This window comes from Labilibaculum sp., from assembly GCF_963664555.1.
Lineage (GTDB): Bacteria > Bacteroidota > Bacteroidia > Bacteroidales > Marinifilaceae > Labilibaculum.
Window position 1 is genome coordinate 1,550,588 of record NZ_OY761461.1, and the last position, 13,507, is coordinate 1,564,094.

Annotated in this window: 7 protein-coding genes; 4 read left to right on the plus strand and 3 right to left on the minus strand. The window is 37.6% G+C overall.

Going from position 1 to position 13,507, the window contains the following annotated elements:
- Positions 1–4: 4 nt before the first annotated feature.
- From ACKU4N_RS06225 to ACKU4N_RS06235, 3 genes are all read right to left on the minus strand, one after another.
- Positions 5–3,169 carry a glycoside hydrolase family 88 protein gene (locus tag ACKU4N_RS06225; RefSeq protein ID WP_321321658.1) on the minus strand — a complete coding sequence of 1,055 codons (3,165 nt, stop codon included), beginning with the start codon at positions 3,167–3,169 and terminating at the stop codon, positions 5–7.
- Positions 3,170–3,432: 263 nt separating this feature from the next.
- Positions 3,433–5,499, minus strand: a complete 2,067-nt coding sequence (locus ACKU4N_RS06230) for a RagB/SusD family nutrient uptake outer membrane protein (protein ID WP_321321660.1) — start codon at positions 5,497–5,499, stop codon at positions 3,433–3,435.
- Positions 5,500–5,516: 17 nt separating this feature from the next.
- Positions 5,517–8,654, minus strand: coding sequence for a SusC/RagA family TonB-linked outer membrane protein (locus ACKU4N_RS06235; RefSeq protein WP_321321662.1), 3,138 nt, complete (start codon positions 8,652–8,654; stop codon positions 5,517–5,519).
- A gap of 263 nt (positions 8,655–8,917) precedes the next feature.
- On the opposite strand from ACKU4N_RS06235, the gene ACKU4N_RS06240 reads away from it, so the two are divergent.
- Genes ACKU4N_RS06240 through ACKU4N_RS06255 form a run of 4 tightly spaced genes read left to right on the plus strand, consistent with a single transcriptional unit; the run spans position 8,918 to position 13,494 of the window.
- Positions 8,918–10,072, plus strand: a complete 1,155-nt coding sequence (locus ACKU4N_RS06240; protein ID WP_321321664.1) for a glycoside hydrolase family 88/105 protein — start codon at positions 8,918–8,920, stop codon at positions 10,070–10,072.
- Positions 10,073–10,084: 12 nt separating this feature from the next.
- Positions 10,085–11,296, plus strand: coding sequence for a rhamnogalacturonan acetylesterase (locus ACKU4N_RS06245; RefSeq protein ID WP_321321666.1), 1,212 nt, complete (start codon positions 10,085–10,087; stop codon positions 11,294–11,296).
- A gap of 7 nt (positions 11,297–11,303) precedes the next feature.
- Positions 11,304–12,047, plus strand: coding sequence for a DUF4450 domain-containing protein (locus ACKU4N_RS06250; protein ID WP_321321669.1), 744 nt, complete (start codon positions 11,304–11,306; stop codon positions 12,045–12,047).
- Positions 12,048–12,060: 13 nt separating this feature from the next.
- On the plus strand, positions 12,061–13,494 hold the full coding sequence (locus ACKU4N_RS06255) for a rhamnogalacturonidase (protein WP_321321671.1): 1,434 nt from the start codon (positions 12,061–12,063) through the stop codon (positions 13,492–13,494).
- The last annotated feature ends 13 nt before the right edge of the window (positions 13,495–13,507 follow it).

The window sequence follows — 13,507 nt, forward strand, 5'->3', positions numbered from 1 at the left end:
GATCTTAAGGATTAACTAATTTAATATCTACCGGTAAATTACGATTACAGGATATTTGGTTATTTACAAATTTTAATTCTCCCACCTGTATGGATGATCTTCTGGTTTCATACTTGTCATCATTAATGCCTTCAAGTCTTCCCGGATGAGTAAAATAGAAAATGTAAGCTCTGCCATTATTGATTACGACATCAGCATGTCCACCTTTTACCTGATCATCTTCATAACATCCGGGTTTATCCAATATGTTTTCCTTTTGAAGATGCCAGTTTTGCATGTTTTTGGAACTGAAAACAGATAATCCATCCCATGAATCAATAATCATGAAATATTGGTTTTTCCAGAAGAAGACAACCGGGCCTTCACCACGTTTATTTCCAACAGCAAGTCCTTTATCTTCCCAATTGTACAGATCGTTGCTTTCAGCATAGTAAATGGATTTATTATTTTTCTCATTGTTGTAGTACATTCTCCATTTTCCGTTTGGAGATTTTACAACTTCAGCATCAATTACTTTATCGGAAGCTAAATTTAGCTGAGATTCAAATTTCCAGTCAATCAGGTTACTACTGGTTAAATGAATGATGTGACGGGGATGATTCCAATCGCTGAAAATTCCCGGTACAACAGTCAGGTACATGTGATAGATTCCGTCATGTACTGCTACATCAGGAGCCCAAAAGGTAGTGCTGTCGCCGCCATAATTTATGTTTGCATCAGCCCGGTATTTCCAGTTTAGTCCTCCATCTTCTGATTCGGCTATACCAATAGGTGTTCCGTGCACCCAATCAACTCCATTTGTGTTTTCCAGATTGGCTCTACGGTTGGTATAGAGCATGAACCATTTTTGTTCTTTTTTATTCCATACAACAACCGGATCTGCAGCTCCGTCAAATTTAGGATCGCGGTACAAAGGTTTTGATGCCACTTTAGTTGGATTGTCTATGGCTTCTTTTTTCATATATTTTTTCAGGTCGCAATTTTCCAGATTATAAACGGCCTTGGCAATTGTATTTCCGTTCGTTATCGCTCCAATATAAGAAGTGTGTACATTATCTTTATAGTAGGGTTTAGTGGCCTCCTGACCAATTTTTTCGTATTCTTTTGCGCAAAGATCGTTGGCATCGATATAGCAAACGCCTTCGTCTTCTGCGGCTTGTTTTGTCCATTTTGCGTAGGTATCCGTTACACGCACCATTTTATCATCTTCCCAGTTGTTTCGTGGAGTATGGGCCAAAGCAATTACTTTTACACCATGAGCTTTAGCTTGTTTGATATAATGGCGCATGTAATGACCAAATGTATATACCGTTTCCGGTCCGCCTGTGGCTTCCATGGTATAGGTTTTTGATTCTTCACCAGCTCCTTTGATAGAAGCCCGGGCGCGTCCGGTATCAAAGGAACCGCCATCATTGTGACCGAACTGAATAAACAAGTAATCTCCTTCCTGTAAGCCTTCCAATACATTTTGCCACAACCCTTCGGTTAGGAATGTTCTGCTGCTGCGACCACCTAACGCATGGTTTTCCACTGTAATTTTTGTTGTATCAAAAAAGCGATCGAAAAAGCTGGCCCAGCCCCATTGTCCTAAATCACCTTTGTCTCGGCCATTTTTTACTGTAGAATCACCAATTACAAACACAACCGGTTTTTTTCCTTTACGACTGCTGCCTGCTTTTTTGTATGGCGGATGTCTTGGATCACCAACTTCAAAAATGGGTTCCGAATAGGGTAGTGTTTGTCCGTAAAAATGAATTGCACTATCGTTCATTTTAGGAAACCAGTGATTGCATAATTCGATCATCTCAGCACCGGCGAGCAACATTGGTCCATATCCATGAGCGGCAAAAGTACTGGCTGGGCGATGATAATAGAATGCCGGATCAAATCCCATTCCTGTTCCTACACAAGTACCTTCAACTTGTCCTTTCGGATTTATTTTTTGAGAAAGAGCATTCCATCCCAAAGTAACTACAGGACCGTATACTCGTGCATTTAACCATCCCTGATTGATACCGTGAGCAATTGCAAATACGTAAATTGCACTTGCTGAAGTTTCCAGGTAAGAATCGTTTTTATCTATTAATTGGTGCCATAAACCTTGTCCGGATTGATACTGAACCAATGAACTAATTTGCTGTTGATAAAGATCCATGATCCATTTTCTATCTTCATTATCTTTAGGCAAAACATCCAAAGCTTCGCAAAGGGTTAGCAAAGCCCAGCCATTGGCCCGAGCCCAGAAAAATGTTGGTTCAGGTTTTAAACCTTCAGCCCATCCGTGACGAAAAAGACCTTTGTTTTCAACAAATAGTTTGTTTTTGAAAAGTTTTATTTGTCTAACGGCTTCCTGAGTGTATTTGTCATCATGCCTGTATTTTCCCATTTGCAGTAAAGCGGGAATACTCATGAACATATCATCTAACCAAACGGTATTGTACAGCGGACGTTTGCGTGCAAATGTTCCATCTTTTAAGCGATATTGGTGGTACATGATATAATCGATGTAGTTACCGATTAAAGTATCTAATTTTGAAGAGGCTTTGTCGAATGTTGATGTTTTGATCATTGCTGCACAGATGGCACCGGCATCATCTAAGGCTTTGGGTTGTAAAACTTTTGTCATCAAAGGATCAATCGTTCCAACTTCATCCAATTGTTTTTTGAAATAAGGAGTTGTTTCTGCTAAAAATGCAAAGCGGTTCCGTGCATAATTCAAATACGTTTCATTATCAGTCACCTGAGTCATGCGCAACATGGCAGCATAAGTAACTCCCCATTCGTATGAGGTTAATCTGAAATCTCCTTTTTTTAACTGACTGTATCTGTCGATGTTTTCATACTTAGTAATAACTTTCTGACTTTTTGAATCAATTACTTTAGCAGGAGTAACTTTCTCCAGATAATTTACAATCGTTTTTAGTTGATTTTCAATTTGATCTTTGTAAGGAGTCTGATAGTTTATTGGGTAATCAGCCTGTAAAAGATGAAGAGGTGTGTTTGCATCATTAAATTCCGTTTTAATTCGAACGTCGGATTTATTGTTTTTTCCGGGTTCTGACTTTTTCTCCTGAGCATAGGAGAGAGAACACAATGAAATTATGAAAGTGAAAATTAAAAATCGTTTAAAAAAAGTCTGATGTTGTGTATTACTAAATGAGAGCTTCATCGTGAAAATTTTATAGGCTGTTATCTGTTATTACTTGCATCAAAAGTAGAAATGAATAAATTGTAACAGATGTATATTTTTCCGTATTCATGTCAAATCATCCATATCTGGAGATGTTTTCATCAATACAGTACTAAATATCGTACATATTGCTATTTGGAAGAGTTTAGCTGTAAATTGTTTTTAGTGATAATCAGAATAAAAAAAATCACTAAACCGGAACAGGTTTGAACCGGATTAGTGATTTTATAGTTTAGTATCTGTTAGTATCCTGGGTTTTGCATTGCTTGTTTCTCTTCCGAACTTAATGCCTGCCCATTTTCATTGGTAATGGCATCAAGAAATGATTGAGGAATTGGACGATAATAGTGAGTCGCAGCATTAAAAGTTGAGTTGCCTCTTACCCAACCATCATTAAATGCCTTGAATCGGGCTTCGAGCCTTTTTGTACGGGCTAAATCTTCCCAACGTACTGTTTCTCCGCAAAGCTCACGAGTTCTCTCATTCAATAAGAAACACATCATTTTTTCTGCATTGCTCGAGCATTCAAGCTTTGTATAAATTGGAGCATCTACTGAAGAATTGTAGATGTCACTTACTGAGTTGATATGCAATTCATTTACTGTGGAAGCAGTTGTTTCTGCCAGATCTCCATTTGATTCATAATAAGTGTTCTTATCGTAATAAACGGAACCGTCAGAAGAGTATCCTCCACCTTTACCGTTACAATAGCTATTGTTCTTATAGGCTTGTCCTCCATCAATGTGAACAGCACGATCTTCTCCATCTAAAAATGCGGCTCTGTCTCTTAATTTATTAATCCAAATAATAGCATTGGCATATTCCGACTCACCTTTACGTATGTAGGCTTCAGCAACCATTAGAGCGTCATCTGCAGAGCGGGCAAGAATGACATCGCGGGTTCCAAATTGAGATGCAATTGAAACTCTGTATCCATCGCGGAATTTCGATAATGCAACAAAACGTTTCTGAACACCATAATACCCTTCATTACCATGTTGCCCAATCCAATCTTGTGCGTCACCATTAAAATAACGAACAAATGTGTGGGTGTTTTGCATAACACCATCTTTTAAAACACCGGTTACATCATTTGTAACAGGATTATATCTGGTATCGCCAGCATTGTTAACAATGTATTTAATAGCCAGATCTCCGCCTTCAAATCGTTTTGTTCCAGCTACAGTTCCTACAGGTCCTAAAATAGCATTATCGGCAGTCCATTCCGGAGCATTTGCTGTAGAGTTACATCCGTAACTAGTAATAAAAGATTTCCAGAATCTTGAGTCGTTCACACGATCAAATACATCCATGGTATAATTAGTAGTTCGGGCATAACAGAATTCACGACCCCCTGATATATCTCTTTTTGTACCGGAAATATCTTGATAAACAGATGGGTAATAAAGATGCATCTGATTTCCATATCTACCCCAGGTAGATTGATCGTCAGAAAATTGAGCAGCCAAAACGACTTCAGAAACACGTTCGTTGGCACCATTTGCAGCTTGATAATCCCATAATTGTACATAGTTTGTACATAAAGGATGTGCAGTTACGACTTCTGTTCCATATTTAATTACATCATCTAAATCAGCGCTTATATAGCTTGAGTTCCATGAATTATACAACTCACTTGCACGTGTTAATTTTGATTTTGCAAGAAAATGAGCTGCAGCATATTTTGATATGCGGCCAGTTGCTTCTGGATTTGCAGGTAATAAATCATATGCCGACTTAAAATCTGCAATGATTTGTGCAAAACATTCTTCTTCTGTGGCTCGTGTAAAATAAGTTTCAACCGCTGTTGATGGTTCTAATTTCAATGGCACACCTCCATATTGAGTGGTAAGAGTTAAATAAAAATAGCCACGTAGAAAATAACCTTCGCCTAATCGAGTGTTATAATTTGAATTTTCTTTATCGTAATAAAGAGGCATATTTTGAATAATGGTGTTTGCTGATTCAACACCGGCATACATGTTTTGCCACACAGGCTTGTTGTTTCCGCCTTCTGCTGAGTTTAAATCAGCACTATAACCGTTGTAGTCGGGGATGGCGTTATTTGCATCTGTGAATTCATCTACACCTACGTTAAACATTTTAATTCCCCAGGTATAGTTGAATTTAAATTTCAGTTTCTGGTATGTTCCTATAACCAGTTGATCCAGCCCCTCTTGTGTTTCAAACGTCTGAGTGCTTTGGGTTGTTGTAAGCTCCTCGTCCAGAAACTCATCTTTGCAGGATGATACAGAAAAAGTTAAGAAACTTATCAGCCCCAATAGTATTAATATTTTATTATTTCTCATAATTAATTTTTTTAATATTAGAATCCAAGATTCAAACCAAATACGAAACTTTTAAGTGTTGTTGATGAACCTACTGATGTTGTATTGTTGTTATAACCCGAAAGATCGGTGTCTAAATAATCACATTTAGAATAGATTGTAAATGGATTCATACATTGAGCGTATACTTTAAGTTTGCTGATTCCCAGTTTTTTTAACTGTTTTGGGGTGAAGTTATAGCCTAAACTGATGTTACGCATTTTTACAAAAGATCCGTCTTGATAATTCATAGAGCTGGCATAAGTATCAGCAGCCTCTCCATTTGAACCAGGAGAATAATATTCTGCATCTTCATTTTCTCCAGCGACCCAATAATCGATTTTACGCATTGCAAAGCGACCATCTAATGTTTCTTTTCCGCTTCTGAAAGTATTTCCCCAACGAGAGTATATAAAGAATGATAAATCAAAATTCTTGTATTTAAATGTGTTGGTCATACCTCCAGACCAGTCCGGGCGTTTATTTCCAACAATTTGTCTATCCTCGTTGGCATCAATAGTACCGTCGTTGTTTAAGTCTTTAACTTTAATCTGACCAGGTTTACGACCATATACTGCAGCTTCAGCAGCTTCGGAAGTTTTCCAGATGCCATCATATACATAGTCGTAATAAACACCGATGTCTTCACCTATAAACCAAGCATTATTAAGATCTTCAGTCTTTCCATTATTCAATTTTGAAATTTCGCTTTGATCTTTTGACCAAGAGATACTGGTTTCCCAGCTAAAATCATTTGATTTTATATTAACTGTATTAATTTGCAAATCAATACCCGAACCTTTTGTTTCACCGATGTTTGCCCAGGTTGAAGTATAACCTGTTAAACTTGGAATCGACATAATCATTAATAAGTCGGTGGTTTTTGTTTTATATGCATCAACACTACCACTTAAGCGTCCGTTAAAAAGAACATAGTCTATACCAACATTATATTGGCCTGTTTTTTCCCAACTAAGATCGGTATTTGCCATTTTAGGAGGGTATTTAACTGAAGGATCAGATGCTACATATCCTAACTCAGATGATGTAGTACCCCAATTATAGTATAAAGAAGCAACTCCACCTTTTGTATCATATGCCTTAATTGCAGCGTTACCTGTTATACCATAACCAAAACGGGCTTTTAATCCATCAATCCATGAAGCATTGTTCATGAAATCTTCCTGATCAATACGCCAACCTAACGCCAAAGAAGGGAAACTTGCCCATTTGTTTCCAGCAGCTAATTGAGAAGCACCATCCCAACGCATAGATGCAGTCAACATGTATTTATCGTTGTAAGTGTAATTTCCCCTAAGCATATATGACTCCATTTGTTTCTCTGATAAACCGGTGCCAAGACTATATGCATCGCCTCCTGATGCAAGGTTGTACCATAATTCGGAAGTTGAAGCAACATCTGTTGCTTTCATATCTCCATTTTCATAATGATACTTTGAGAAAGACTGCATTGCGGTTAAACCAACTTTATGAAGGTTTGAAAATGTTTTATTATAATACAATAAATTGTCTAATGTATAGGCACGTGTATTATTGGTATTATATTTGGCCGTATTGTTACCATCTCCATTAATCCCTTCAGCAGCATTAAAAACACCTAAACGATAGTAATTAAATTCCGGACCAAATTGAATGCGGTAACTTAAACCATCTAAAGGTTTCCACATATTCCCAAAATCCAATTGAGAATAAAAACTTCCGGTTGCACGCAATGATTGACGATTATTTGTGTTATAATCCAACTCTTTGATCGGGTTAATAATATTAACATCTCCTGCGGCAGGGTTTCTGATATAGTCTCCATTTTCATCATAAGGAACCGTCCATGGCAACATGGATTTTAGCGCAGAATAGTAATCCCCGGGACCGGTACTTGATTTTGTAAAGCTATAACCATAGTCTTGTTCTCCATAGCTAAGATTCATAGTTGTTCCGAACTTGAACCAGTTTGTAGGCGATACTTCAAAATTAGTTTTAGCAGTATATCGTTGATAAAGTTGATCGGGTTGCGTTCCTTCCTGACGTAAATATCCGAATGATCCATATCCCTTGAACTTCTCTGTACCACCTGACGCACTAATGGTGTGTTCTGTAGAAACAGCAGTTCTTTTACCATGGTCACCCCAATTGTAATTTCCTACTTTACTGGCATCCCAAGCTCCATTTACCCATCCTTTTTCAATATTTGCGAAGGTAGCTCCAACAGATCCCCAAGTGGATAAATCGGCAGCATATGTAGGTGTAGCAGATGCATAACTACCCATGTTGTATTTTGCAAGTCTGGCATAATCCAACCATTCAGCGGCATCCATCATCTCAGTTACGTCGTACATTTTTTCAATGGTAACTGAACCGGAATAATTAAAACTGACAGCACCTACTTTACCTTTTTTAGTCGTAACTAAGATAACACCATTGGCACCTCTTGATCCATAAATAGCTGTAGCAGAAGCATCCTTTAGAATATCAATACTTTCAATGTCACTTGGATTAATATTGTCGATTCCTCCACTTTGAACAACCATTCCATCTACTACGTATAATGGACTCTGGCTGGCATTTAATGATCGAATACCTCTAATAGTAATACTTCCAGTCTCACCAGGTCTTTGATTTGACGTAATGTCAACTCCGGCAGTTTTTCCCTGCATGGCTTGTACAGCGTCTTTAACGGGCATTGCCACAATGTCTTCAGCACTAACCCTGGTTACAGCACCTGTTACATCGCTCTTCTTTTGTACACCGTAACCAACTACAATTAATTCATCAAGGTTTGTGGTTTCTTCACTGATTACAAAATTAATTACTGACTTCCCAGCAACAAGTACTTCCTGAGTTGAGAAACCAATAAAGCTTACGGTTATTGTTGCGTTTTTAGGTACTTTAATTTGGTAATTTCCATCAATATCTGTTATAGTACCATTTGTAACAGATCCTTTTTCTACGATAGTGGCTCCAATTATAGACTGGCCTGTTAGATCTTTAACACTACCTGTAACGGAAATCGTTTGTTCCTGTGCGCAAACGTTGACGCTTCCAGCCATAAAAAAACAACCTGTAAGTAGTGTTATGAAAAACACTTTAAATTGTTCCTTTCTTGATTTAAATAAATTCATACAACACTTGATTTAAATAGGTTCATAAAAACTTTTTAATAGATTAAACATAGATTGAAGCTTGAGTTACGAATCAGCTTGTTCAATGGCTGTAAAAATACTGTGGGCGTACACGACAAAAAATGGAAAATAGTACTAAAACATGTATTTATTTTAAGGTTTTTGTGTTGTGGATGATTTTCTAGGGATGTGTATAATTTTCCTTTTTTGCAGAAATGGGATGCAATATATTTGGTGCAAAAATATCTTAAATATCAAATAGAATGGGATTATTGAGCAGAATGTATTTGTTGCAATTTATATTACTGATTGTCACAACATCGATGAATTATTCTCCGGTTTTGGGGCAGAAATTGATAGATCATGAACAAACTTTGAAAGAAATAATTAAAGTGAATGATTATTTCATGGAAAAATACAGTGATTATAAAGCACCATCGAATGTGGGGCGGGAAAGACCAAGCAATATTTGGACGAGAGGGGTGTATTATGAAGGATTAATGTCCTTGTATTCAATATTGCCGGAAGAAAAATTGTATGATTATGCTTATCAATGGTCCGATTTTCATAAGTGGGGGTTTAGAAACGGTACAACCACCAGAAATGCAGATGATTATTGTGCCGGTCAAACCTATATCGATTTGTATCGATTATCTAATGACGCAAAATACCTTCGAAAGGTAAAAGCAAATTTAGATATGTTGGTGAATACACCACAAAAGGATGATTGGACATGGATTGATGCTATCCAAATGGGAATGCCGGTTTTTGCGAAGTATGGTACCACAATGAATGATGCTAAGTATTTTGATAAAATGTGGGATATGTATGCCTGCAGCAGAAATGATATTGGAGGAGGTCTTTATAACAGGGAAGATGGTTTGTGGTGGCGCGATGCGGATTTTGTTCCTCCTTATAAAGAGCCAAACGGTGAAGATTGTTATTGGTCAAGAGGCAACGGATGGGTATATGCTGCTTTGGTAAGAGTTTTAAGTGAAATACCGAAAGATGAAAAGCATTATAAGGATTATGTGAATGATTTTATGTCCATGACAAAGGCATTGGTGAAATGCCAGAGAAAGGATGGATTTTGGAATGCGAGTTTGCACGATCCTGAAAATTATGGTGGAAAAGAGGTGACAGGTACTTCTTTATTTATATATGGTATGGCATGGGGAATCAATAATGGGCTGTTGTCAAAAGAAAAGTATCTGCCTGTTGTTGCAAAAGCATGGAATGCGATTGTGAAGGATGCCATTCACGAAAATGGATTTTTAGGCTATGTACAGGGCACTGGAAAAGAACCTAAAGACGGACAGCCGGTATTATACGACAGTATGCCTGATTTTGAGGATTATGGTATTGGCTGTTTTCTGTTAGCTGGGGTAGAAGTATATAAATTACAAGATTTCAAATAATCCTTTTTTAAGATGAGTTTTAGAAATGTAAATAGGAAGCTCTCCGCATGTATGATCGTGGTAGTTTTAATCATGGTATTTCAGTCGTGTAGTGAAAAAGACAGCCAGTTTAAGATCATGAATCCTTTAAGCAAAGCAAATAACGGTTTTGTTACTTTTAAAGATGTACCGGATGGAAATTACAAAGTACATGTGAGAGTCGGATCTGAAATCAGTGAAGGACATACCGTGATCAGAGGGGAATCCAGAAGAATGTTTTATACCGGAATATTCACTCAGAAAGGAGAATTTAAAGATGTTTATTTCTATATCAATAAAAGAGATACGATTATCACAGCGGGAAGGAATGTTAAAATCAAAGAAAGAGAAAAGACCAAATTAAATTGGGATAGCAATCTGACTTTTGAATTTAACGGCGGGTCTCCTCAGGTTGTTTCTATCGAAATAGCACCTTCAGATTCTGCTCTTACTGTTTTTTTATGCGGAGATTCAACTGTTGTTGATCAGGAAAACGAGCCGTGGTGTTCCTGGGGGCAGATCATCCCTTCTTTTTTTAGTGATGATGTTTGTTTTGCTAACTATGCCGAATCCGGAGAAACTGCAAGTGGTTTTATTGCCAGAGGAAGATTAGAGAAATTATTAACGCAGGTTAAGCCTGGTGATTACATATTTGTTGAATTTGGTCATAATGATCAGAAGGAAAGAGGAGAGGGGAAAGGAGCATATTTGAATTTTACGGATCGATTAAAAGATTTTATTGCTGCGGCTCGGGAAAAAGGAGCGAATCCTGTTTTTGTAACCCCAACTCAACGCAGAAGTTTTAACGAGGAAGGGAAAATTGGTGACACACATATGGATTACCCGGATTCGATGAGAGAACTGGCCGCCGAAGAAAATATTTCTTTGATTGATTTGCACTCTTATACGCGCACTCTTTATGAAGCCATGGGGATAGAAAATTCAGTGAATGCATTTGTTCATTATCCGGCCAATACCTTCCCAAATCAGGATACGCCTTTAAAAGACAACACTCACTTTAATCCTTTTGGTGCTGATCAAATTGCAAAATGTGTTGTGTATGGTATGAAACAAATTCATTTGCCTTTGGTGCAGTATTTAAGAGACGATGTAAAGGATTTTAATCCTGCAAAGCCTGACGATTTCAAGAATTTTAAATGGTATCCAACACCTTTTGCTGAAATTCAAAAACCAGACGGAAACTAAACAATTTATGATGTCGAAAAAAATATTCGCCTTTTTACTGGCTTTTTTATGTTTGGGTTTTGTTAAAGCTCAAAATCCGGATTGGTCTCTAATTACACCAGAATTAGCAGGAACACTGCGAATTGGAGTTGCTTCTCAAGGTACAAGTAAGTGGTTTTCGGAGTTTAAAAGCATAAAGCTGAAATCATCTGAAAAGGAAAAAAAATACATTCTGAAAGATGAGATATTGGTTAAGGGCGCTATTGAATTTTTAATTCGTCCTTTGGCTGACAGCAAAGGGGCTGTAATGAAACTATGTGGTGAAAATCTCCCTAAAGATTTGCAACTGATATGGACTTATGGAGGAGCTGCAAATAAAGACGTTGATAGTAGCAGATGGCTTCCTGCTATTTTACCCGAAGATTGTTACCAGAATGTTTTTAGTATTGAGGGGAATTCATTTACTCTTTATTATGGAAACAGCCGTAAGCTTAAAATTATCGAAGGATTAACACCTCCTGGAGGTACATTGAGATTGGCAGATGCGAATGAACAGGCGAATCCAATTCAATTGCTTAAATCCGGAAAGAAAACTGTGACGCAAGTGTTGACTGCTGATCTTAAAATGGTGGACGAACAGAATTACTATTTTTGTTTCTATTTTCTGAATCCTACGGCCGACTACAATTATTTTATGCTTCCAAAGCTTTTTGAAGAAGGAAGTTACAGGGTAAACAAAGAAACAGAATGGATGAAATCGACACCAGATTAAAAACAAAAAATATATGCGACAATTATTCCTGCTTATAGCATTACTATACGGTATCTCTTTAAAGGCCGAAACTTATAATATTAAAGATTTTGGAGCTAAGGGAGATGGTGTAACCGTTGATTCTCCTGCCATTAACAGTGCTATTGAAGAGGCGGTTCAAAATGGAGGAGGAACTATTTATATTCCTGCCGGAACATATGCTTGTTATTCCATACGATTAAAAAGTAATATCACCATTTTAATAGAATCCGGTGCTACTGTTTTAGCGGCTTTCCCTTCCGAAAAGGAAGGTTATGATATTGCTGAGCCTAATCTTGATAATCCATATCAGGACTTTGGACATAGCCACTGGAAAAATTCCTTATTTTGGGCTGTTAATGAGCACGACATAACCATTTGTGGTAATGGATTAATATATGGTGAGGGATTAACCAGAGAAGAAAGTCGGCTCCACGGAGTTGGAAATAAAGCATTGTCGTTTAAGGAGTGTCATAACATTACCGTTAAGGATGTAGCGATGCTAAACTGCGGTCATTTTGCCATTTTAGCAACAGGAGTAGATAATTTGCACGTACTCAATCTTAAAGTAGACACCAATCGTGATGGGTTTGATATTGATTGTTGTAAAAATGTTCGTATAACCGATTGCAGTGTAAATTGCCCATGGGACGATGCCATTGTTCTAAAATCGAGTTATGCTTTGGGATATTTTAAAGATACCGAGAACGTTACTGTCAATGGTTGTTTTGTTTCTGGTTACGATAAAGGATCTGTATTGACGGCGAAGTGGGAAACCGACGAGGCTGTAGCTCCTGATCACGGTTCAAATACCGGACGTATTAAATTAGGAACCGAGTCAAGTGGAGGTTTTAAAAATATTGCTATTACCAATTGTATTTTCGAACGAAGCAGAGGTTTGGCCATTGAAGCTGTTGACGGAGGTTGGCTCGAAGATGTAGTGGTTTCGAATATTACGATGAGAAATGTGGGCAATTCTCCATTTTTCATTCGCTTGGGAGCACGTCAGCGCAGTCCGAAAGGCACTCCCGTTGGAAAGCTGCGAAGAGTTCAAATAAGTAATGTGAATGTTTACAATGCCGATTCGCAATTTTCAAATATCATAAGTGGTGTGCCTGGTCACAAGGTTGAAGAAATCTCATTCTCTAATATCAACATTCATTTTAAAGGAGGCTGTACTGCAGAAGATGGGAAAATTGTACCTCCCGAAAGTGAGAAAACATATCCTGAACCTTGGATGTTTGGAACAATTCCAGCCTCAGGTTTTTATGTGAGGCATGCTAAAAACATATTTTTCGAGAATATCAGATTTTATTTTGAGCAAAAGGATGCACGTCCCTTATTTGTGCTGGATGATGTGAAAAATTGCGATGTTGATCGCGTAAGAGTAGATGGCAACTTGGTAGAAAATCCATTCGAAGCTCACTAAAAATAATATTTCA

What these genes read in the sequence shown, in the direction of transcription:
- ACKU4N_RS06225 (WP_321321658.1), bottom strand. Translation starts at nt 3,169, where the DNA reads ATGAAGCTCTCATTTAGTAATACACAACATCAGACTTTTTTTAAACGA.
- ACKU4N_RS06230 (WP_321321660.1), bottom strand. Translation starts at nt 5,499, where the DNA reads ATGAGAAATAATAAAATATTAATACTATTGGGGCTGATAAGTTTCTTA.
- ACKU4N_RS06235 (WP_321321662.1), bottom strand. Translation starts at nt 8,654, where the DNA reads ATGAATTTATTTAAATCAAGAAAGGAACAATTTAAAGTGTTTTTCATA.
- ACKU4N_RS06240 (WP_321321664.1), top strand. Translation starts at nt 8,918, where the DNA reads ATGGGATTATTGAGCAGAATGTATTTGTTGCAATTTATATTACTGATT.
- ACKU4N_RS06245 (WP_321321666.1), top strand. Translation starts at nt 10,085, where the DNA reads ATGAGTTTTAGAAATGTAAATAGGAAGCTCTCCGCATGTATGATCGTG.
- ACKU4N_RS06250 (WP_321321669.1), top strand. Translation starts at nt 11,304, where the DNA reads ATGATGTCGAAAAAAATATTCGCCTTTTTACTGGCTTTTTTATGTTTG.
- ACKU4N_RS06255 (WP_321321671.1), top strand. Translation starts at nt 12,061, where the DNA reads ATGCGACAATTATTCCTGCTTATAGCATTACTATACGGTATCTCTTTA.